Consider the following 23,483-nt stretch of genomic DNA (forward strand, 5'->3'; position numbering starts at 1 on the left):
ACAAAATCCAGCCCCATACGGAACAAACAGGCCGCATTCAGCGGCTTTTTTTGTTGGCTTGGCGCAGCAGCAGTTTGGCTGGATGCTGCGCTTTCAACTGGATTTGCAACGCGTCTATGTCTTCTGACTCGCAAGTATCTTCTCTGCGCCGTGGCCTCAAGGCTCGTCACATGTCGATGATCGCCATTGGTGGCTCCATCGGCACCGGCCTCTTTGTCGCCTCAGGCGCAACCATTTCTCAAGCGGGACCAGGTGGAGCATTGCTGGCCTACTGCGTCATCGGCTTGATGGTGTATTTTTTGATGACCAGCCTGGGGGAAATGGCTTCTCACCTGCCTGTGTCGGGCTCTTTCGCCACCTATGGCGCCAAATATGTGGATGAAGGCTTTGGCTTCGCCCTGGGCTGGAACTATTGGTACAACTGGGCTGTAACCATCGCGGTGGACCTGGTAGCTGCCCAGCTCGTCATGGCTTACTGGTTCCCGGATGTCAACGGGCTGCTGTGGAGCGCACTGTTCCTGGCCCTGATGTTTGCCCTGAACTCTCTGTCGTCCAAGGGATTTGGTGAATCGGAGTTCTGGTTTGCAGCCATCAAAGTGGTAACCGTGCTGATCTTCATCGCCATTGGCCTGCTGATGGTTTTTGGCATCATCACCGGTGGCGCGCCTGAAGGCATCTGGGGAAACATTGCCAATTTCACGGCAGACGATGCGCCTTTTGCGGGTGGTTTCGCAGCACTGATTGGTGTGGCCATGATTGTGGGCTTCTCATTCCAGGGCACTGAACTGATTGGCATTGCTGCCGGAGAATCGGAAGATCCGGCCAAGAATGTGCCTCGTGCCGTGCGCAAGGTGTTCTGGCGCATTTTGCTGTTCTATGTGTTCGCCATCCTCATCATCGGTCTGCTGATTCCTTATACCGACCCGAAGCTGCTGCGTAATGATCTGGGCGACATCAGTGTCAGCCCTTTTACGCTGGTGTTTGAGCGTGCAGGCCTGCTGGGCGCCGCTGCCGTGATGAATGCAGTGGTGCTCACTTCGGTACTGTCAGCCGGCAACTCTGGCATGTATGCATCTACCCGCATGCTGTATGCGCTGGCCAAACAAAATATGGCGCCAAAAATCTTCGCTCGCGTGAACGCTCGCGGCGTGCCTATCATGGCTTTGATTGCCACCACCGTCATCGCAGCGCTGTGCTTTTTCACCAATGTATTCAGCCCTGAGGCTGTCTACATCTGGTTGCTGAACCTGTCAGGCATGTGCGGCTTTATTGCCTGGCTGGGCATTGCCGTGAGCCACTATCGTTTTCGCCGAGCCTGCGAGGTCCAAGGTTTCAATACCCAGCAGCTGCCCTACCGCGCTGCGGCTTTCCCGATCGGCCCCATCTTTGCTTTTGTGCTGTGCCTGATCATCACGCTGGGCCAGAACTATGAAGCCTTCCTGGCGGATGCGATTGACTGGACCGGCGTGGTTGCCACTTACATTGGGATTCCACTGTTCCTGGCTATCTGGTTTGGCTACAAGTTCAGCAAAGGAACGCGGTTCGTGAAGCTTGAAGAGATGGACATCAGCGGTGCTAGATAAGGTATTGACTCCATATTGATGCATCCCGGCGGCCTGTCAACAAGCCGCTTTTGTTTTTCAACATGGTGTGGCCTTCTTCTAAACACGGCACCCATCACAAAAACCAAAGGCAGCATGCAGCTTGTTAAAACTTGACATTTCATCTCCTGTAACTGCTACAAAAATTAATACGATGCGTTTAAAGCTCTGTTGCAGCACGGACTCCACATGATCTCCGAGATTTTGACAATCAGAACCGCTCCCGCCCGCCGTAACCCACGCCTCAAATCGCATGTATGCAAGTGCCTGAGATCGCTGATGCTTGTTATCCCTGCGACGCTATCGCTCTACGGACCATCGCAGCAGGCCATACATGCTGAACCAGTTGCGACCACGCAATCACATGTCACTACCGCGTTGTTTGTCACAGACGAATGGCATGACTTGACACGCAAGGACGGTACAGGTCTGTACCTGGATGTGGTGAAAGCAGTATTCGCACGTCAGGGCATCAACGTGGAATACCGTTTCTTTCCCTACCCTCGCGCGGTGCAAAAAGTGCGTGACCACGAAGCCGATGGCTGGGTGGCCTCCTTTTTGAACGAGAAATCGTTTCCGCTGTACCCCAAATACCACTTCGACAAGAATGAACAGGTGATCTTGTTTCGCAAAAAGGGACAATCTGGGCCTGTCACGACGCACTCACTGAAAAACAAGCGCGTTGCTTGGTTACGTGATTTTGGCCTGGATCGCTTCATTGCAGAGCCGATGCGCGTCACAGAGCTGGACAGCATCAAGAGTGCGTTCCAAATGCTGGAGCACAAGCGCATCGACTATTTCGTGGGGGCGAAATCCGATATCCAGGATTACATTGCTTCTTCAAAGCAAAATATGGGTCCCTATGGGATGGCCTATGCATTGCATCTGGGGCTGTATATGGCCTTTGCAGACACCCCGCGCGGCGCTGAGTTGCGCGCCATATGGGATGCCGAGATGGCAAGCTTCCATAAAACGGAGGCTTTCCAGTCCATCTACAAACGCTACGGCTATCCCTACCCATTCCCCTGAAACTTGACGGCTGCTGCACAAAGACGCAGCTGTCCCATGAAGCAGCATTGCAATGAAATCCATCCAGACACGCTTTGTCGTGCTGATGATTGCCATCGTTTCCTTCATGCTGACTGCATTCGGTACCTTGAACTATGCAGACAGCAAGGCTGAAAAACACAAGCAACTCTCCGACCACCTCCAGGCCATCCGTCAACGTCTTTCACAGTCTCTGCCCGCCGTCATCTGGCGTTTCGACGACGATCAGGTTCGGCAGATCGTAGATGCAGAACTGGGTAATCCAGCGATTACAGGCATTGCGGTGTACGACGACAAACACCGGCTGCTCTACAGCGCGCCCCCCGATGCGGTCTACCCCGAGATCTGGTCACACGATAGTAACCAGGCCTTTGCATCAACAGGCGATTTCCCGCACGAATTTCCACTGAGCATCATTGATGGGAATATCGCTGAACCACTGGGGATGGTTCAGATCAGCGCTTCATCCCGGTTTATTGATCAGGCGTTGCAGCGCGAGGCCATTCGCCTGTTCACACTCATTTTGCTCATGAATCTGGTCATCGTCGGCGCGCTTTGCGCCGTGATGCGCTGGGTCATCATGGAGCCACTCTACGGACTGCGCAACGCCTTGCGTGACATTGCCACAGATGGCGCAGATCTCTCTTTGCGGCTCCCTGCATCGCCCTGGAAAGAGTTTGAAGATCTTATTGATAATTTCAACACCTTCATCCAACGCTTGGATACAGCGTTGGGCGCACCGATTGACGAAGTCCACCAAACGATCAGCCGAATCGCCCAGGGAGACTTTTCACAAACAGTGCAAAGCGCAAAGACTGCGTCAGCCCACACCATCATTGCGCGCCTGGCGTACATGCAGTCAAGCTTGGTGCGTCTGACTGAAGAATTGCGTCACGCCAAGCACAGTGCTGACTCCGCCAGCAAGGCCAAGACAGAGTTTCTGGCCAATATGAGCCATGAAATCCGCACCCCACTGAATGCCATCCTGGGCATGACTCGACTGGCTATGCGTGGTGACATGCAACCCGCACAGCAGGCACAGCTGAACAAGGTCGTGCATTCTGCGCAGCACTTGCTGGGTCTGATCAACGACATCTTGGATTTCAGCAAGATCGAAGCAGGTCAGCTGTCGCTGGAACAGGTGCCTTTTGCACTGTCTGATGTGCTCGACAATGTGGTCACTCTGGTCAGCGACAAAGCCGTGGATCAAGGTCTGGAACTGGTTACCGATGTGCACGCCGATGTTCCCTGGGCCTTGGTGGGTGACCCCTTGCGTCTGTCTCAAATCCTTCTGAACTTTGCCACCAATGCGCTGAAGTTCACCCAGCGCGGTGAGGTTGTCATCTACCTGTACCCCGTCAGCCACAGTGTCGGCAAGGTGCGCCTGCGACTGGGCGTGCGCGACACAGGCATCGGCATTCCCGCTGACAAGCAGTCATTGCTGTTCCAGAACTTTGTGCAAACCCATGCCTCCATCTCACGTCAATATGGAGGCACAGGACTGGGTCTGGCCATCACACGCCAACTGGCGCTGCTCATGCATGGGCAAGTTGGCGTCCAATCCATTGAAGGTGTGGGCTCTGACTTCTGGTGCGAGGTTGAACTGGGATGCCAAGCAGATCAAGATTGTGTACATACCCCGCTGTACCAGACTGGCACCCCCACACGTGTGTTGGTGGTTGATGACAACAGTACGGCCCGTGAGATTCTGGTTCGCCTGCTCAGAGACGCTGACATTCAAGCCTGCGGTGTAGCTAGTGGGCCTGAAGCCATGCAGACATTGCGCAATGCACAAACTGCTGGAGCTGCTTTTGACTGCGTGATGCTGGACGAGTTGATGCAGCCCTGGGACGGCATACATTCGGCCGCCCAGATCCAGGCTCTGCCCCTCGAAAACAGACCTCAACTCGTATTGCTTTCGGCCTCAAGGTCGGCATTGCAGCAGCCCCCAAGCGGTTTCCGCTCCATCCTGCCCAAGCCCTTCAACGCCCACAGTCTGCGCCAAGCCCTGCATGCGCGCAGCACTGCTTCAGTATCGACAGCAACATCCGGTACAGGGCTTAGCAATGAATCATTGCGCCGCAGCGCAGGCGCACACCTTTTGCTGGTCGAAGACATCGAGATCAACCGCGAAGTGGCCATAGGTTTGCTCGAAGATTTAGGCATTGGCCTGCAAGTCGACGTGGCCGAGAATGGTCAGATCGCGCTCGACATGATGACGCGGAAGCACTATGACGGTATCTTTATGGACATGCATATGCCCATCATGGATGGTTTGGCTGCTACCCAGTCCATACGCCGCAATCCTGTATGGGCTGGCATTCCCATCATTGCAATGACAGCCAACCAGATGGAAAGCGATCTGCAACGATGCAAAGCTGCAGGCATGTGCGACTTTGTCAGCAAGCCGATTGATCCAGAACGTTTACGCGAAACCCTACGCAAGTGGATTGTGGCCAAACCCAGTACAGAATTGACTGCACCTGCCGCCGCAACGCCTGCTGGTAATACACACGCTCCCGGCAAGGGGCGCCCCATCCTGGCGACGCTGCTAGCGAATATTGAAGGCCTGGATGTCACTGAGGGTCTGCGCCACTTTGGAGGTCGACAAGCCACATACCGCGAAATGCTGCGCCAATTCGTCAACGATGCGCCCTCCCAGCTGCAGGCGCTGAACGAGTCGCTACAGCGTAACAACATCGCGCAAATGCACACACAGACGCATGCACTGGTGGGAGCGGCAGTGAATGTCGGTGCTAGGCAAGTAGCCGCGTATGCCCTGCAGATACAGTCTTTGATCGGCAGTGAAAATGGGGCAGAAGCCACGCTGCTAGGCCAGCTCCAGTCGTTGCACGAACATCTGCATGCCTTGTGCGCAGCAATCCGGCAGGCCATACCCAATGTTTTCAGCTAGCAAGGCACGCACACTTGGCCTATTCGCCAGACCATAAAAAAGCCCGGGGTCACCCCCGGGCTTTTTGTACTAGGCCTGCTGCTAAAGCTTAGCCTCTCAAGGCCGTCAGCACCTCATCCAGCATCTTCTTGGCATCACCAAACAGCATGCGGTTGTTGTCTTTGTAGAACAGCGGGTTGTCCACTCCTGCATAGCCCGAAGCCATGGAGCGCTTCATCACAATGGAGTTCTTGGCCTTCCACACTTCCAACACCGGCATACCAGCAATCGGGCTTTCAGGATCATCCAATGCAGAAGGGTTCACGATGTCATTGGCACCAATCACCATGGCGACATCTGCCTCTGGGAAGTCTTCGTTGATTTCGTCCATCTCCATGACGATGTCATACGGGACCTTGGCTTCGGCCAGCAACACATTCATGTGACCCGGCATGCGGCCTGCCACAGGGTGAATGGCAAATTCGACCTGCACGCCTTTTTCACGCAGCGTCTTGGTGATTTCATAAACGGTGTGCTGGGCCTGAGCCACCGCCATGCCATAACCAGGCACGATGATCACGCGCTTGGCATCGCGCAGCATCTCGGCTGTTTCCTGGCTGGACACGGCAATCGCCTCACCTTGCGGCTGCGCAGCACCGCCAGCTGCGGCCTTCTTGGGTGCACCAGAGCCGAAGCCGCCAGCAATCACGCTGATGAAGTTGCGATTCATGGCCTGACACATGATGTAGCTCAGGATGGCACCTGAAGAGCCCACCAGCGCCCCCGTCACGATCAGCAAATCGTTACTCAGCATGAAGCCGGTGGCCGCTGCCGCCCAGCCCGAGTAGCTGTTGAGCATGGACACCACCACGGGCATGTCCGCTCCACCAATAGCCATCACCATGTGCACGCCAAACAGCAAGGCAATCACGGTCATGACAATCAGCGCAGGCATGCCCGCTTGCACCGTCGGCGCGTTCATGAATTCACGACCAAAGTAGATCACCACCAGCAATGCCACCAGATTCAGCCAGTGGCGAGCGGGCAGCAGCAAAGGCTTGCCGCCAATCTTGCCATTGAGCTTGCCAAAGGCAATCAAGGAGCCCGAGAACGTGACGGCACCGATCAGAATACCGACGTAGATTTCAACTTCATGGATGACTTTTTCCGCACCCTCCAACTGGATCGACGTATCCACATAACTGGCAAAACCCACCAGACACGCAGCCATACCCACCAAGCTGTGCATCAAGGCCACAAGCTCAGGCATCTGCGTCATCTTTACGGTCTTGGCCGCATAAAGGCCAATACCGCCGCCGATTACCAGCGCAGCGATGATCCATGCCACACCATCGGCCGTCACACGGGGACCAAACACAGTCGCCAGAATGGCCAGTGCCATGCCGAGCATGCCGAACAGGTTACCGCGGCGCGAGGTTTCCGGATTGGACAAGCCACCCAGGCTCAAGATAAACAAAATAGCCGCGCCCAGATAGGCTACGGTTGCAAGACTTTGGGACATTTCAATGGTTTCCTCTTGTTGTTGTTCTTCTTACTTGCGGAACATGGCAAGCATGCGGCGTGTCACGGCAAAGCCGCCAAACATGTTGACGGCTGTGAGCACCAGCGCGGCAAACGCCAGCCATGTAATCAGGCTGTCAGGACGCCCATCGCTTCCTGCAGCCGGCGATGCGATCTGTACCAGCGCGCCAATCGCGATGATGGAAGAGATGGCGTTGGTCACACTCATCAACGGTGTATGCAGCGCAGGCGTCACGTTCCACACCACCATGTAGCCAATAAAGCAGGCCAGCACAAACACAGTGAAATGCCCCAGGAAGGCTGCTGGTGCATAGGCACCAATGAACCAGAAAGCGACCGCCGCAATCGCAAAAATCACCGCCAGTGTTTTGGCAGGCAATGGCCCGGTGCTGCCATGGCCGTGACCACCCTTCTTGGCTTCTGCCGGTGCCGTAGCGGGTTTGGGTGCTGGCGCAGGTGCGGCCTTCAAAGGTGGCGCAGGCCAGGTGATTTCGCCTTGCTTGATCACGGTGAGGCCACGGATGGCATCGTCTTCCATGTTCACCACAACTTGCCCATCCTTGGCCTTGCACAACTCTTCCGTCAGACGCAGCAAGTTGGTGGCGTACAGCGTGGAGGACTGCTTGGCCAGGCGTGAAGCCAGATCGGTATAACCAATGATGGTCACCCCATGACGCACTACGGCTTCATTAGGAACTGTCAGCTCACAGTTGCCGCCCTGCTCTGCGGCCATGTCCACAATCACGCTGCCGGGCTTCATGCTTTGCACCATCTCTGCCGTGATCAGCTTGGGCGCAGGCTTGCCCGGGATCAGCGCTGTGGTGATGATGATGTCCGCGTCCTTGGCCTGTTCAGCGTACATGGCACGCTGCGCAGCCTGAAAGCCTTCGCTCATGACCTTGGCATAACCGCCACCGCCTGAGCCATCTTCTTCATAGTCCACCTTGACGAACTCGCCGCCCAGGGATTTGACCTGATCTGCCACCTCTGCACGCGTGTCGTTGGCACGCACGATGGCCCCCAGATTGGCAGCAGTGCCGATGGCAGCCAAACCAGCCACTCCAGCTCCGGCAATGAACACCTTGGCAGGAGGCACCTTGCCAGCTGCCGTGATCTGTCCATTGAAATAGCGGCCAAAGGCATTCGCCGCCTCAATCACTGCTCGGTAACCGGATACCCCTGCCGTCGAGGTCAGCGCGTCCATTTTCTGCGCGCGGCTGAGCGTACGGGGCAGGCAGTCTATTGCCAGCACCGTTGCCTTCTTAGCTGCCAGTTGCTGCATCAAGTCCGGGTTCTGCGCGGGCCAGATGAAATCAATCAGCGTGGTACCTTCGCGCATCAAGGCCAACTCCGCCGAACTGGGTGGGCGCACCTTGAAAACGATGTCGGAACTTGCCCAAAGTGCAGCAGCATCGGCCACAACTTCAGCGCCAGCCGCGCGATAGGCTGCATCGCTGAAATTGGCTGCATCGCCAGCACCAGACTCCACCACTACGGCAAAGCCCAGCTTGATCAGCTTCTCCACCACATCGGGCACCGTGGCCACGCGCTTTTCCAAAGGATAGGTTTCCTTTGGCACACCAATGCGCTGAGGCGGCAAAACTTGAAGATCTTGCATCTCAGAAATCTCCTGAAGAAAAAATGTGTACGTTGAAGCGATGCGTAATCACGCCCGTATTGCGTGGATGTGCCATCGCATGCAACCACCCCATGCTTATGGAATGCAGTGGCGCAAATTCATAGAGGGTTTTCAAGCAAGCGGGACGGAATGCCAGCCCGTTGAATGACTTGGGTAAATATTATCGGTAAGGAAGGCATCCGCCTGGCGCATCCGCACCACAGTAGTGCATGCGCACACCTCTTGGGTGCAAGCGATTCAAGCCGCACTTTTTGGGTGCACCCAGAGGAGAAACATCTTTTTAAAGCCCCTCAGCCCGCTTGCCAACGCAGTTGGGCATGACCCTATTCTTTTGCATCGATCGATGCCTTTTGCGCATAAACACGCAGAATTTGTAAGCGTTTTCTTTTCTTACCGTGGCATACCCATCTGCTGATGCAACCATCATTCAAGCGTGTCGCTGGAGGTTTGCCACAGACTTTAACCAGCACGACTTCTCATTACGGGCAAAGGCTGAGCCTTGTAAGCACCGGACTTGACCATCGTGATCAATGCTTCATAAAGCCAGCTCATGCGCCCAAAGGCATCTCGGCACGCTTCAAAGTGCGCAGCACGAACATGGACTGGCTGTGCTGTATGCCTTTGATCTTGTAAAGCTTCTCACGCAATAAGCGCTCATAGTCGCGCGTGTCTTTCACCATCACACGCAGCAGATAATCGTATGTACCGGAGACCAAGTGTGCTTCCACAACCTCGGGAATAGTTGCCAATTGCTCACCGAATTTTTCCAGCGTGTTGTCACTGTGGCTGTTGAGTGTGACCATGAGCAACACAGTGTCGTTCAAGCCCAATGCCTGGGGATTCAGACGCACCGTATAGCCCTCAATCACCCCTTCATCTTCCATGCGCTTGATACGCGTCCAGCATGGTGAGGGGCTCAGGCCAACTGCCTGCCCGATCTCTTGCAAGCTGGCGCGTGCATTGCGCTGCAATTGCTCGATAATTTTTCTGTCAATTTTATCCATGCAGCAAATTTTGCTTTAAAAGATTAATTTTTCAATACATTTTTCTTAAATACAGAAACTTTCATCGTCAGACAGCAGCATTTTTTGCACCGCAACATGCACACTACAAGGCATGGAAGCAACGCCTACCGGCGATGTTCAACGCCATTTCATCGCCAAGGCAATTTACCGTTTGCCGGCTGCCATGTGACCCGCGCATCAAGCACTATGCAAAAAGGCCGATCTGCAACATCTCTTGCAAATCGGCCTTTTTGTTTGTGCTGCAGTGGCACTGCAGCGCTTGCATCATTGAGCAGCTGACTCCGCCAAGCGCTCCTGCCCCCCCAGTGCTTTCCACAAGGTCACTCGGTTGATTTGCTCTGCCAGGCGCAGGCTGATCAGTGTCTGCTGTGCTGCGTAAAGGCTTCGCTGTGCATCCAGCACCGTCAGGTAGTTATCCACTCCAGCCTGAAAGCGGGCTTCCGACAATTCGAACGCTTTTTGCGTAGCTTGCACCATGCCAGCTTGCGCCCCCAGGCGCTCTCCCCATTGCGCACGATCAGCCAATGCATCAGCCACCTCCTTGAAGGCAGTTTGCACCGCTTTTTCATATTGGGAGATGGCAATGCGTTGGTTGGCCTCGGCAACATGCACACCTGCACGCAAACGCCCCCCATCAAAAATGGGCAGCCTGATTTGGGGCATAAAACTCCACGTACCGTTGCCAGCACCAAACAACTGATCCAGCTCTCGGCTGCCCGAGCCCACACTGCCTGTCAGCGTGATGGAAGGGAACATGGCCGCGCGAGCAGCACCGATATTGGCATTCATGGCACGCAAGTTGTGCTCCGCAGATTGCACATCAGGGCGTTGCAGCAACACGCTCGAGGGCAAGTCTTGCGGCACCGGTAACAGTGCCAGATTGTCAGGCTCAGCTAACGTCAGAGTTTGCGCACTGGGCAGCACATCAGCAGACAGCACGCCGCCCACCAGCAACTGCAGCGCATTGCGGTCGCGCGCCACCTGCGAAGTGTAGGCTGCAACGTCTGCACGCGCCGTCTCAACAGTCGAGAGATTTTGCGCCAGCACCAGACCGGAGGTAGAACCAATTTCAAACATGCGCTTGGTCAACGCATAAGCTTTCTCTCGACTGGCTAGCGTATCTTGCGCCAACTGCAAACGCGCCATATCAGCGGCCAGGGTCAGCCAGGCATTGCTCACATCAGCCACCAGGCCAATTTGAACATTGCGCTGGTTGTCCTCTGACTGCAAAAAAGCCTGCAGGCCCGCTTCGCTGAGATTGCGCACACGGCCCCAGAAATCAATCTCGTAGCTCGTAAAGCCCAGTTGCGCCGTGTATTGCTCACTGATGGTGGATTGGCCATTGCTGCTCAAGTCCGCACTGGTACGGCTGCGCGTACCCTGGCCTTGAGCAGTGATACCGGGCAGCAGGTCGGCACGCGTGATGCCGTACTGGGCGCGTGCTTTCTCAATGTTGTCCACCGCCACACGCAGATCCCGGTTGTGGCTGAGTGCCAGCGCAATCACCTCGCGCAGTTTTGGGTTCTGAATCCAGTCTTGCGCCTGGGCATAGCTCAATGAAATTGCATTGGCTTGCAAGCTGGTACCTGTCTGAGCAGAAAAGTTTTCAGGCACTTGGGCCACAGGTTGCTCATACTTGGGAGCCAAATTACAGGCCGACAGCAGCATGCCTGCCAGCGCTGCGACCGCAACAGGTCGCATATTCATCTTTTTTTTCATGCGTGTTTTTCCTGTGCGACCGAAGTGTTGTCATCCGTGCGTGAGCGACTCTTGAACCAGCTACGCACCAACAAGAAGAATACGGGCACCATAAACAGGCCCAGCACAGTGGAAGCTACTGTGCCACCCAGTACCGCCGTACCAATCGCATTGCGGCCACCAGCGCCTGCACCAGAACCAATTGCCAGTGGTACCACACCGAAGCCAAAGGCCAGGGAAGTCATCAAAATGGGACGCAAACGCATGCGCACTGCTTCCACGGTGGCATTGAACAGGCTCTTGCCCTGCTCTTGCAGCTGCACCGCAAACTCCACAATCAAAATCGCGTTCTTGGACGCCAGCCCCACCGTGGTCAACAAACCAACCTGGAAATACACGTCATTCGTCAACCCCCGTGTATAGGTTGCCAGCAATGCCCCGACCACGCCCAGCGGCACAGCCAGCATCACCGACAGTGGCACCGTCCAGCTTTCGTACAACGCCGCCAGACACAGGAACACGAACAGAATCGATATCGCATACAGCAAAGGAGCTTGCGCACCGGATTGGCGCTCTTGCAGCGATGCTCCGGTCCATTCATAGCCAATACCGTTAGGCATTTCCTTGAGGATGTCCTCCACAATCTGCATGGCCACACCAGAGCTGATGCCCGGCGCTGCATTGCCCACGATTTCAAAGGCTGGCGCACCGTTGTAGCGCATCAGCTGCGGAGAACCATAAGCCCAATGTGAGGTGGAAAACGCACTGAAAGGCACCATCTCACCGTTCTTGTTGCGCACACTCCACTTGGCAATGTCCTGTGGAAGCATGCGGTGCGGCGCATCACCCTGGATGTAGACACGCTTGACGCGCCCATTGTTCAGGAAGTCATTCACATAGGTGCCACCCATGGCGCTGGAGAGCACGCTGTTGATATCGCTGTATGAGAGATTCAAGGCAGCCGCCTTGCGGTCATCTATGTCCAGGCGAAGCTCTGTGGCATCGTCCAGATTGGTGGTGCGCACACTGGTCAGCTCCGGACGCTTGCGTGCCTCGGAGAGGAAGCGGTCCTTGGCTGCCAGCAATGCATCATGGCCCATGCCGTTCAAATCCTTGAGCATGAAGTTAAAGCCTGCATTCGAGCCCAGGCCCCGCACGGCTGGAGGCTGCATCACAAAAATGCGGGCATCACGAATTGCTGCCAGCTCTTGCGTAGCTCTGTGTGCGATGGCTGCTGCAGATTGCGAAGGCAGTGGACGATCTGCCCAAGGCTTGAGCCGCACAAATCCGCGCGCTGAACTCTGGTCACCGCTGAGACCGGACACCTGGTTGAAGCTGATCACATCCTCTTGCTGCTCAAAATACACACGCACCTGATCCAGAACCTCCTGCAAGCGCGCATCGGCAGCTCCTGCTGGCAAGTTGATATTCACGCTCACAAAGCCCTGGTCTTCATCAGGCAGGAAAGATGTGGGCAATGTCTTCATCAGCAACCACACCGCAGCCAGCACCGCCAGGAAAATCAGCATCATGCGCTTGGCACGCTGCAGCCCCCAGGCCACACCATTCTGATAGCGCAGCGCAGTGGCATCAAAGTGATGATTGAACCAGCGGAAAAAACGGTCATTCAAGCCCAGCAGGCCACGGCGCACGATCTTTTCATGACCGTGGTTGGATGGCGGTTTCAGGATCGTCGCACACAGGGCGGGCGTGAGTGTCAGCGCCACAAACACCGAAAACGCCATGGCTGCAACGATGGTGATGGAGAACTGTCGGTAGATCACACCCGTTGAACCTCCGAAGAACGCCATTGGCACAAACACGGCAGAAAGCGTCACACCAATACCGATCAGCGCCGATGTGATTTCCTGCATCGACTTCTTGGTGGCCTCCTTGGCCGACAAGCCGGTTTCGTGCATCACCCGCTCAACGTTCTCCACAACCACAATTGCATCGTCGACCAGCAGACCGATAGCCAGCACCATTGCAAACATAGTCAAGGTATTGATGGAGTATCCTGCCGCAGCCAGCACTCCAAAGGTACCCAGCAGCACCACCGGCACTGCAATGGCAGGAATCAAGGTGGCGCGGAAATTCTGCAGGAAGATGAACATCACGATCACCACCAGCAGCATGGCTTCGCCCAATGCCTTCACCACCTCCTGAATGGAAGCGCGAACAAACGGTGTGGAATCCGAGCTGACGAAATAATCAATCTCATTGGGGAAGAAGGGCTTGAGTTCTGCCAGCTTGGCACTCACAGCATCGGAGACTTCCATGGCATTGGCGCCATCGGCCAACACAATGCCCATACCGGCACCCGCCATGCCATTGAGTTTGGCCTTCACTGTCAGGTTATCCGCCCCCAGTTCCACCCGTGCAACATCTTTGATCGTTACCACCGACCCATCCGACGACGCCTTGAGCACAATGTCCTCGAACTGATCCACCGTTTGCAGTTTGGTGCGCGCGGTAATGGTGGCATTGATCTGCTGGTTCTCCACCGCAGGCAAGGCTCCCAGCTGACCCGCAGACACCTGTGCATTCTGGGCATTGAGCGCAGTGATGAGATCCGATGGCATCAAGGCATACTTCTGCATCAATGCTGGATCCATCCAGATACGCATGGCGTAGTTGGTACCAAAGACGTTGATGTCGCCCACGCCATCCAGTCGGCCCAGCACATCCACCAGGTTGGAGTTCAGGTAGTCACCAATATCTACCTGCGTCATTGATGCATCGGTAGAGTAAAAACTGTAGGTGACCAGAAAGTCCTGACCGCCTTTGTTCACAAAAACGCCGCGGCTTTTCACCGCATCAGGCAAACGGTTCATTGCCGCCTGCAACTTGTTTTGCACCTGCACCTGGGCCACGTCAATATTGGTGCCGGGCGCAAACGTCAATGTGGTGCGCGAACGGCCAGAGGCATCAGAGGTGGAGCTCATATAGAGCATGTTGTCGATGCCTTTGAGCTGCTGCTCAATGATCTGGGTGACCGAATTTTCCACGGTCTCCGCCGATGCTCCGGTGTACTGCGCACTGATGGTCACGCGCGGTGGAGCAATATCCGGGTACTGCTCCAGCGGCAGCGTGAAAATGGACAACGCCCCCGCCAGCATGATGACGATGGCAATGACCCACGCAAAAATAGGTCGGTTGATAAAAAACTGCGCCATGTTGCGATCTCTTCCCGCTTATTTGTTCTGCACAGCAGCGCGCAATTGGGCGGCTGCAGCTTGCGGATCAACGGGCTGAGTGCCTTTCTTGGCGCTCATGTCAACTTCGACAGGTGCGACCACATCGCCTGGCTTGATGCGCTGAAAACCATCGACCACCACGCGCTCACCTGCCTGCAAACCACTGTCGAGCAACCAGTTCGCGCCCATGGCACGACTGAGCTCCACCATGCGTTTTTCCACCACGTTATCGCTGTTGACGACCATCACATTGGCACGGCCTGTCAAATCGCGGGTCACGGATTGCTGGGGCACCAAAATGGCCTCTGGAGCCAATCCTGTTGGCAGTTGCGCCTGTACAAACATGCCGGGCATCAAAATTCCATCGGGATTGGGCACCACGGCCCGCAGTGTGACTGTGCCCATGGTGCTGTTGACGATCAGCCCCGAGAACTGCAACTTGCCTTCATGCCCGTAGAGACTGCCATCCTCAAGACGAATGCGCACGGGCATTTCATCGCCTTCCAGTTTTTGATAGCGACCTGCAGCCCAGTCATTGCGCAGTTGCAACAGCTCGGCCGATGACTGGGTAAAGTCCACATACATGGGATCCAGCTGCACGATCTCGGTCAAGGGGGCTGTCTGGTTGGCAGTGACCAGCGCCCCCGGAGTGACGCTGGAGATGCTGATACGTCCCGAGATCGGTGCTTCAATGCGACTGTATTTCAGATTGATGCGTGCATTTTCAAGGCTGGCCCTGGCAACGGCCACGTCGGCACGCGCTTGCTTGGCTGCAGCCTGGCTTTCTTCGTAAGCCTGCTGACTGATGGCGGTGATCTTGACCAGCTCTGCATTGCGGCGTGCAGTGGCTTCCAGTGTCTGCTGGCTGGCTTCAGCCTTGGCCAGTGCGGCGCTGGCACTGGCTTCAGCAGCACGCAGACTGGCTGCATCAAGTTGGTACAACGGCTGGCCTTGCTTGACCATGCCACCTTCGGTAAACAGGCGTTTTTGCACTATGCCGCTAACCTGGGGGCGAACTTCGGCACTCAAAAATGCACTCGTGCGTCCTGGCAAGCTGGTGTCCAGCATCTGGCTTTGCTTTTGCAGCACCACCACACCCACCTGAGTAGCCTCAGCCTGAACTGCAGGCGCAGTGCTGTCCTTTCCACAGGCCGCAAGCAAGCTTGCGCCGAGAACCAGAGCTGCCAGCCTGGCTCTACGATGCAGCTGCAGCCCGGAAGAAAAACTGTGTAACGGGCGATGGGTGACACGTAGAGAGGCTAAAGGAAACGTCATGGGGACAATCAATGATTCGAAAACGTTGCCATTCTCAACCCCGAATGTTGCTCTTCTGTAAAGCGAGGGGCCGGAATGGGTAAATTCATGGCTGGCAGTGCTTGAAATGCTTGGAAAAATGCTCGGCTTGCCAGCAAGGCTCTGCGTTGTAACACTGCGCCAGCACTTGAGCATCAGCAAGCTCGCTAATCCCTTTGCAAATCGTATGCCTACCTGCAAAAAAGCCCCGCATTGCAGGGCATTCCGGGAGGGAAGGAGCGCTTTAGGCAGCTAAAGTTCCGCGCAATGCGGCACGCAACTGCGCCCCCACTTCAGGGCGATCCGAAAAAGCATCTCTGGGGTTTTGCAATTCCAGAATGTCTTCCATGCGAACCCTGACGTTACCCAGCGCATGGGGATGGCTGAAGATATAGAACTGGTTATCAGCCATGGCAGCAAACACTTTGCTGGCAATATCCTGTGCCGAAACTTTGCCTGAACTAACCGCCTTCTGTGTCATGGCCCGGGCAATTTTCTGACTGGCTGTCAGTTGGCTGACATCCACCACATCATGTCGATTGCGTTCACTGTTGGCGATGCCAGTCGGCACAAAGTAGGGGCACAACACGCTGCAATGGAGCTGATCGGTCACCAACCGCAGATCCTGATAAAGCGTCTCTGTCAAGCTAACCACTGCATGCTTGCTCACGTTGTATACCCCCATATTGGGAGGTGCCAGCAGACCTGCCATGCTGGCTGTGTTGACAATGTGACCTTGCCATGTCGGATCCTGTGCCGCTGCATCCAGCATCATGGGGGTAAAAACGCGTACACCATGGATCACCCCCCAGAGGTTGACATTCAGCACCCACTCCCAATCACGCACAGATTGCTCCCACAGCAATCCTCCCGAGCCACCAACTCCTGCGTTGTTGAACACAAAGTGCGGTGCGCCGAAGCTGTCTTTCACTTCGGCAGCCAGCGCCTCCATCGCCTGCGCGTTGCCCACATCCACCTTGCAGGCCATCACATGTGCAGCACCCAAGCTGCGGGCGCGCTCAGCCGATGCAGCCAGTGCGTCTGCTTGCACATCCACAAGCACCAGTTGCATGCCAGCCTTGGCTGCAATGCACATGCACTCCCAGCCAAAGCCTGACCCTGCGCCGGTCAGCACTGCGGTTTTACCTGCCAATCCATTCAACATCGGTGTCTCCTTTTGCCGGTCTGTTTACACGTGCTGCAAAAAAAGGCAGCCAATGGCTGCCTCGCAATGGGTTTTCAGAACAGCTTGACCAGCTGTTTGCCAAAGTTCTTTCCCTTGAGCAAACCTAAAAAAGCTTCGGGGGCCCGCTCCAGACCTTGTGCCACGCTCTCACGTGGGCGTAACTTGCCTTGCGCAACCAAACTCCCCAGCTCGCTCAATGCCTCAGGCCACACTTCCATGTGCTCGCTCACGATAAAGCCTTCAACCTTCATACGGTTGATCAAAATCAGCGACGGATTCTGTAAGGGCAATGGCTGCCCGTCGTAACCAGCAATCATGCCGCACACCGCAACCCGGGCAAACGCATTTGCTCGCAGAAGCACTGCATCCAGAATGTAGCCCCCCACGTTTTCAAAGTAGCCGTCAATACCGTCTGGGCAGGCCTGTTTCAAAGCCTGGGACATGGCTTTGATGTCGCTATGCGCACGGTAATCAATACAGGCATCAAAGCCCAGTTCACTGGTGGCATAGGCACACTTTTCTGGGCCGCCCGCAATGCCGACAACTCGGCAACCACGCGCCTTGGCCAGGGCCGCGAAAGCGCTGCCTACTGCGCCTGTTGCCGCACTTACAAGCACAGTCTCGCCCGCTTTGGGGTTGATGATTTTCACCAGACCGTACCATGCGGTAACGCCAGGCATGCCGACCGCCCCCAGGTAGTAAGACAGCGGAACATGCTGGGTATCCACCTTGCGCAACATGCCGGGAACATCTGCATCCACCACGCTGTAACTTTGCCAGCCACCCATGCCGACGACTCGATCACCCTCCTGGAACTTGGGATGACGGCTCTCGACCACCTCCCCAACGGTGCCGCCCAGCATAACTTCACCCAACGGCTGGCAGGCCGCATAGCTTTTGCTGTCATTCATGCGCCCCCGCATATAGGGATCCAGGCTCAGGTAATGGTGACGTACCAGCACTTGTCCATCCTGGAGTGCGGGGGTGTCAGTTTCCACCAGCTTGAAATTGCTGACTGTGGCCTCGCCCTGGGGACGATTGTCGAGCAGTATCTGTTGGTTACGTGGCATAGCTTGTCTCCCTCTACATGGTTGCCTGCACTTGCTTAGCAAGATTTGGCAGCAGATTGCATATCCCAAAGCCAGCAGTTCACGCTGACCATGGACTTAGTCTGTCGCGATCACGGTTTGCGTGGCACCCGGCTTTTGCCCGGGCTTGACAGTGCGCGGCATGTACTTGAACGTACCAGTGGCATGCGTACACAGTCGGCCTTCACTGTCATAGACTTTGCCTTCGCAGTAGGCCATGGTCTTGGTTCGATGCAGTACCAGCCCTTTAGCCACCAGTGGGCCACGCGCGGCCTGCATGAAACTGGTTTTCATCTCGATGGTGACACAACCAAAGTCATCACTCTCCAGGCTGCGTGCGGCAACTGCCATGGTCACGTCCATGAGGGTCATGCTGGCACCGCCATGGGTCACGTCAAAAGTATTCAAATGCTCAGGCTGTGCGGTGTAGTGCAGCTCCGATTCACCATTTTCCATTTTGTGCAAAGTGAAACCCAGATGGTTCACAAATGGAATGGGGTGAGCACCAAAACTCAGCATAATTGTCTCCGTGGGCTGTTCAATGAAATGGCAGCAAGCATAGCGGTGCATCAGACCGGTCATCGCCTAAACGTTGTCACATTCAAGTGATGGCAACACTCTTGATCTGCGATGCCTGATTCTGACGCTCAACCCAAAACCGCACTCACTCCACCGTCCACAGCTACCCACTGACCTGTGATGTGCTTGCCCGCATCGCTTGCCAACAGCACAGTCACACCTTTGAGTGCTTCATCATCACCCAGACGTCGCAAAGGTGCGCGGCTGGCCATATTCGCCTCGCCCATAGAATCAATCAAAACCTCTGCCATCTTGGTGCGGAAAAAACCAGGGCAAATCGCATTCACATTGATATTGCGTGGCCCCCATTCTGCTGCCAATGCCCGGGTGAAATTGATCACCGCACCTTTGGAAGTGTTGTAGGCAATAGTTTTCATTTCAATCGGGTTGCCACCCAGACCCGCAATCGACGCAAGATTGATAATGCGTCCTCCGCGCTCCAGCATGCAGGCCTTGGCTACGGCCTGGCTCAGCAAAAAATAGCCACGGATGTTCAGATTCATCACTTTGTCCCAGGCAGCAGCAGTGTAGTCCTCAGCAGCAGCGCCCCAACTGGCACCTGCGTTGTTCACCAAAATATCGATCTGCCCCACTCGCTCCAGCGCCTCCTGAACCAGACGCTGAATATCTTGCTCATCTGCACAATCAGCAGCGATCCACTGCGCATCAATACCCTGGGCATGCAACTGCGAGGCTGCCTGTTCCAGGTCTGCCGACTTGCGCGATGTCAGCACCACGCGAGCACCCGCTTCCCCCAAAGCCTGTGCCATTTGCAAGCCCAGCCCGCGTGAGCCACCAGTCACCAAAGCAGTTTTTCCTGTGAGGTCAAACAGTTGTTGCACGCTGCGTGTCATGAATTCTCTCTCCTGACCAAGTTGTGAAAACGGTCATTTACGACCACAGCCTTCATTGTGCAAGCAGTGCGAATGCCTCCCCTGTCGCCCGCGTGAAGTGCAAGCCTAGTGAATGCACGTAGAAAAAATTTGCACACTTCACACAATTTACTGTACATTCATACAGTCACTGTTGTTTTATACATATTCATGTTTGCAACCGAAAACGCACCAGAAATCTCTCCATTCACTGTCGCACTGTGCGACTACCCCAGCTTGCCTGAGCCAGAGCGACTGCGCGCTGAACATCGCTATGCGCGCACCCTGTGCCGCCAACTGGGTGGTGAAGCCAATGTGGCCGAGGCGCTGCGCTTGCTCGAAAGCCTCGAAGACGCTCCCCCCGAAGAAATCACTGAAGAGGCCAAGTCGACCTATCAGCGCTGGATGAAAGCTGCACGCGCAGCTTCAGAAGCAGGCATGCAAGGCCTGGGTGGTGAGGACGGCTGCTACTTTGAGGTCAGAGCACAGCATTAAGACTGTGGCCCCTGTGATGTGAGTAAAAGAACGCCGCATGCCACGCACTGCAAAGAGAGTGCCAGAGCTGCACTGCATTGGTAGATGGCGTTCTGCTTGCGCTAGTCCACGCGAGCACCTGCCACTTCAACCAGACGCCGCCAGACCGGCATCTCTGCCGCGTAGGACTGGGCGAAGTCTTCAGGGCTGCTGAAATGTGGCAGGAATCCTGTGGCTTTGAGCATGCTTGCGACTTTGGGCTGGTTGGCAGCCACCTGCAACGCAGCATACAGTTTGTCGACAACAGGCTTAGGGGTTTTGGCGGGTACTGCCATGCCTACCCATCCTGTCAACTCGTAGACGTCATCGGTGACGCCCTGCTCATAAATCGTTGGCAGATTGGGCAGCACCTCCATACGATCTCTTCCCGTCACACCAATCGCTTTGAGACGGCCAGCATCAATAAACGGCTTGGTGCCCTGTGCGCCAGCAAAGCACAGCTGAAGCTGCCCACCAATCAGCTCTTGCAGCATGGGAGCCTCTCCCTTGTAGGCAATGTGGTTCATGTCAGCGTTCTGGGTGATACTCATATAAGCACCTGCTAAATGCGCGTAAGAGCCCACGCCCCAGCTTCCATAAGCTACCTTACCCTTTTGGGACTTGACCCATGCCAGCAGCTCTTTCATGGTGTTGGCCGGCACGGATGGATGCACCACCAGTGTGGTTCCAGCCTTGACCAGTTGCGACAACATGATCAAGTCCTCCAGCGGCTTGTAGCTCATCTTGGAGTACAGAAACTGGTTGATCAGCAACGAAGTGCTTAAAGACACTGCCACGGTATACCCATCGGGTGCGGACTTGGCCACCGCATCGGTTCCCAGCATGCCTGATGCACCAGTGCGGTTTTCCACGATGATGGGCTGCCCCAGGGGCTTGGACATGGCTTCGGCAAGCCCCCGTGCCATCACATCGGTGGAACCTCCTGCATTGAAGGGCACCACAAAACGAATGGGACGCTTGGGAAAGTCTTGTGCTGAGATGCTTGGCAATGCCCACAGGCCTGCACCTGCTGCAACCGTACCCATCACCACGCTGCGGCGGCCGATATCGATTGATTCCATGGTTTGTCTCCTAGGTGGCAGTGTCTTCATGACACAAGCGCTGCCCGTCCCCCCATCTCTGAGGATGCTGTTCTGGTGACAGGCAATCAAAACTGCTACTCCTGTGCAGCGCGTGTGGCAATCGCAGCAATGCACGCCCACCAGAAGTCTTCAGCACACTCAACAGGCGGCGAGGGCCTGCTTGGCTGGCATCCAGAACGAAGGCTCCAACGTGGTTTCGGCTGCAATGTCTTCGAGCTTGCGCGACAGTTGTTCCCAGCCCATGTTCTGGGCATAGAACATGGGGCCGCCCTGCTCGCGCGGAAAACCATAGCCATTGATGTAGACCGCATCGATATCGCTCATGCGCTGAGCAATGCCTTCCTCCAGCAAACGCTTGCCCTCCGCGGCCAAGACCCCCACACAGCGCTCGATGATTTCTTCATCACTGAAGCTGCGCACTCTGTAACCACGGTCTTCTCGCCACTGTTCAATCATCGCGCTGACCACAGGATCTGGCTGGGCCTGACGGCTACCTTCGGCGTACAGATACCAGCCTGCGCGGGTTTTCTGACCATGGCGACCAGCCTCGCACAAACGATCGGCAAACACGGCGTAGTCAACGCCTGGATTTTCCTGCGCACGGCGTTTGCGTCCTGCCCAGCTCAGTTCCAAACCTGCAAGATCCCCGACCTTGAAAATGCCCATGGCAAAGCCAAAGCGTTCCAATGCAGCATCGATCTGCTCAGGGCTCGCACCCATATTGATCAGGTCATTGGCCGCAGCGTTGTACTTGGCATACATGCGATTGCCGATAAACCCGTCACATACTCCCGCCAACACCGGCAGCTTGCCCAATGCCTTGACCATGGCAAAACTGCGCGCCAGCGTGCTGTCGCTGGTCACGTCGCAACGCACCACCTCAACCAGTCGCATGATGTTGGCCGGACTGAAAAAGTGCAGGCCAATAAAACGACCGCTGTGGCGAACACGATCGGCCAGTCGATTGGCATCCAGCGCCGAGGTGTTGGTGGCAATGATGGCATCTGCACGCACATGCGCGTCCACATCTCGCAACACGGCTTCCTTGACTGCATAGTCTTCGAACACGGCTTCAATCACCAGGTCCACGTCGACCAGTGCCTTCATTTCCATGCCCAAATGCACGCGCTCTACTCGTTCTTGCGCCTGCGCCTGCGTCAAACGGCCTTTTTGCACCTGCGCTGCATAGTGTTTTTGCAGCACGCCACGCGCACACAGCAGCACTTCTTCAGAGCGATCCACCAACTGCACATGGCGGCCATGGTCGGCCAGCGCAATTGCAATGCCGCTGCCCATGGTGCCTGCACCCACCACGCCCACCAAACAAATATCGTCGGCCTTCGCAGGCTCAATACCGTCCAGTTTCACCGCCTGCTGCTCCGCCGCAAAAATATGGCGCAAGGCCTTGGAAGACGGCTTCTCTCGCAACGCGCAAAATGCCTCGTACTCCTTGGCCAGACCTTCATCAAACGAAGCGAACTCCACACCAACCAGGCTTTGCAATGCACGCGTCACATCGGTGGACTTCTTCACAGGGGGAATGCTTCCCTGCTGCAACGGCAAGTGGCGCAGCAACTGAGGAGCACTTGCCTGTGCTGCCTGAGCAGCAGGCAATACCTGCGCCAAGTCTGCAGAAGCAAGCACGGCCTGGATCAATGGCGTTGCTGCAAAGCGATTTGCCTTCACCGTCTTACCGGACACCATTAGTTCCATAGCCTCAGCCACACCAATGGCACGCGGCAGACGCTGCGTTCCGCCAGCACCGGGGATCAAGCCGATCCTGGACTCTGGCAGCCCCACTTTGGCCGCCTCGGTGGCCAGGCGTGCATGGCATGCCATGGCCAGCTCAAAGCCTCCCCCCAGAGCTACACCGTCTAGCAATGCCACAACCGGCTTGCTGCTCGACTCCAGCATTTGAATCACCGTGCCCACGCTGGGCGAGGCATTGGCTGTGCCTTTAGCCACTTCCGCCAGATCCGCACCTGCGGAAAAGAAGCCAGATTTGCCACGCAGCAACACCCACTTCACATCCTCACGCTGTACCGCCTGGACCAAACCATCCATCAGGTACTGACGCAATGGCTGCGAGAGCGCATTGACCTTGCCATGGTCCATGGTCAGAACCAGGCATTGGTATACTTCGTTGTACTCCATGTGCTACGTCCTTTCCGCCATCACAGCGCATTCGCCATCTCTGGCACTGCCAT

Annotated in this window: 16 protein-coding genes; 4 read left to right on the forward strand and 12 right to left on the reverse strand. The window is 55.8% G+C overall.

Translation table 11 applies throughout. The features are described from left to right. The first annotated feature begins 116 nt into the window (after positions 1 to 116). The 3 genes from QEP11_RS18895 to QEP11_RS18905 all read left to right on the forward strand — a co-directional run bounded on the left by QEP11_RS18895 (position 117) and on the right by QEP11_RS18905 (position 5,562). A complete protein-coding gene (locus tag QEP11_RS18895) occupies positions 117 to 1,583 on the forward strand; it encodes an amino acid permease (protein WP_284338187.1) in 1,467 nt (488 codons plus the stop codon). A 297-nt stretch (positions 1,584 to 1,880) separates the two neighbouring features. Further along, on the forward strand, positions 1,881 to 2,630 hold the full coding sequence (locus tag QEP11_RS18900; RefSeq protein WP_284338188.1) for a substrate-binding periplasmic protein: 750 nt from the start codon (positions 1,881 to 1,883) through the stop codon (positions 2,628 to 2,630). A 52-nt stretch (positions 2,631 to 2,682) separates the two neighbouring features. Next, the gene (locus QEP11_RS18905; RefSeq protein WP_284338189.1) at positions 2,683 to 5,562 is read left to right on the forward strand and encodes a hybrid sensor histidine kinase/response regulator; all 2,880 of its coding nucleotides are present in this window, start codon (positions 2,683 to 2,685) and stop codon (positions 5,560 to 5,562) included. A gap of 88 nt (positions 5,563 to 5,650) precedes the next feature. On the opposite strand, the gene pntB is transcribed toward QEP11_RS18905, so the two are convergent. The 10 genes from pntB to QEP11_RS18955 form a co-directional block, all read right to left on the reverse strand. Beyond that, positions 5,651 to 7,063, reverse strand: coding sequence for a Re/Si-specific NAD(P)(+) transhydrogenase subunit beta (pntB, locus tag QEP11_RS18910; RefSeq protein ID WP_284338190.1), 1,413 nt, complete (start codon positions 7,061 to 7,063; stop codon positions 5,651 to 5,653). Between the two features lie 30 nt (positions 7,064 to 7,093). Then, complete coding sequence (locus tag QEP11_RS18915; protein ID WP_284338191.1) at positions 7,094 to 8,701, reverse strand: Re/Si-specific NAD(P)(+) transhydrogenase subunit alpha; 1,608 nt, start codon at positions 8,699 to 8,701, stop codon at positions 7,094 to 7,096. A gap of 569 nt (positions 8,702 to 9,270) precedes the next feature. Further along, positions 9,271 to 9,726, reverse strand: a complete 456-nt coding sequence (locus QEP11_RS18920; protein WP_284338192.1) for an Lrp/AsnC family transcriptional regulator — start codon at positions 9,724 to 9,726, stop codon at positions 9,271 to 9,273. A 285-nt stretch (positions 9,727 to 10,011) separates the two neighbouring features. Next, positions 10,012 to 11,466, reverse strand: coding sequence for an efflux transporter outer membrane subunit (locus tag QEP11_RS18925; RefSeq protein WP_284338193.1), 1,455 nt, complete (start codon positions 11,464 to 11,466; stop codon positions 10,012 to 10,014). After that, positions 11,463 to 14,621 (reverse strand): efflux RND transporter permease subunit, encoded by a 3,159-nt coding sequence (locus tag QEP11_RS18930; protein ID WP_284338194.1) that lies wholly within the window; start codon positions 14,619 to 14,621, stop codon positions 11,463 to 11,465. Before QEP11_RS18930 ends, QEP11_RS18925 begins: the two co-directional genes overlap by 4 nt. An 18-nt stretch (positions 14,622 to 14,639) precedes the next feature. After that, entirely contained in the window at positions 14,640 to 15,917 is a 1,278-nt protein-coding gene (locus QEP11_RS18935) for an efflux RND transporter periplasmic adaptor subunit (protein WP_284338195.1), read from the reverse strand. 262 nt (positions 15,918 to 16,179) lie between these two features. Beyond that, positions 16,180 to 17,100, reverse strand: a complete 921-nt coding sequence (locus tag QEP11_RS18940; protein ID WP_284338196.1) for an SDR family oxidoreductase — start codon at positions 17,098 to 17,100, stop codon at positions 16,180 to 16,182. A 74-nt stretch (positions 17,101 to 17,174) separates the two neighbouring features. Continuing rightward, positions 17,175 to 18,191: an NADP-dependent oxidoreductase gene (locus QEP11_RS18945; RefSeq protein WP_284338197.1), complete on the reverse strand. Its 1,017-nt coding sequence runs from the start codon at positions 18,189 to 18,191 to the stop codon at positions 17,175 to 17,177. A gap of 96 nt (positions 18,192 to 18,287) precedes the next feature. After that, positions 18,288 to 18,728 carry a PaaI family thioesterase gene (locus QEP11_RS18950; protein WP_284338198.1) on the reverse strand — a complete coding sequence of 147 codons (441 nt, stop codon included), beginning with the start codon at positions 18,726 to 18,728 and terminating at the stop codon, positions 18,288 to 18,290. A gap of 128 nt (positions 18,729 to 18,856) precedes the next feature. Then, the gene (locus tag QEP11_RS18955) at positions 18,857 to 19,642 is read right to left on the reverse strand and encodes an SDR family oxidoreductase (protein WP_284338199.1); all 786 of its coding nucleotides are present in this window, start codon (positions 19,640 to 19,642) and stop codon (positions 18,857 to 18,859) included. Positions 19,643 to 19,831: 189 nt separating this feature from the next. Between QEP11_RS18955 and QEP11_RS18960 the strand changes: the two genes are divergently transcribed. Then, a complete protein-coding gene (locus QEP11_RS18960; protein WP_284338200.1) occupies positions 19,832 to 20,155 on the forward strand; it encodes a hypothetical protein in 324 nt (107 codons plus the stop codon). Between the two features lie 101 nt (positions 20,156 to 20,256). Here QEP11_RS18960 and QEP11_RS18965 read toward each other — a convergent pair whose 3' ends face one another. Both QEP11_RS18965 and QEP11_RS18970 read right to left on the reverse strand, forming a co-directional pair. Beyond that, on the reverse strand, positions 20,257 to 21,255 hold the full coding sequence (locus tag QEP11_RS18965; RefSeq protein ID WP_413788757.1) for a Bug family tripartite tricarboxylate transporter substrate binding protein: 999 nt from the start codon (positions 21,253 to 21,255) through the stop codon (positions 20,257 to 20,259). Between the two features lie 159 nt (positions 21,256 to 21,414). Next, a complete protein-coding gene (locus QEP11_RS18970; protein ID WP_284338201.1) occupies positions 21,415 to 23,430 on the reverse strand; it encodes a 3-hydroxyacyl-CoA dehydrogenase NAD-binding domain-containing protein in 2,016 nt (671 codons plus the stop codon). Between the last annotated feature and the right edge of the window lie 53 nt (positions 23,431 to 23,483).

The sequence above is a fragment of the Comamonas halotolerans genome, assembly GCF_030162935.1.
Taxonomy (GTDB): domain Bacteria; phylum Pseudomonadota; class Gammaproteobacteria; order Burkholderiales; family Burkholderiaceae_C; genus Comamonas; species Comamonas halotolerans.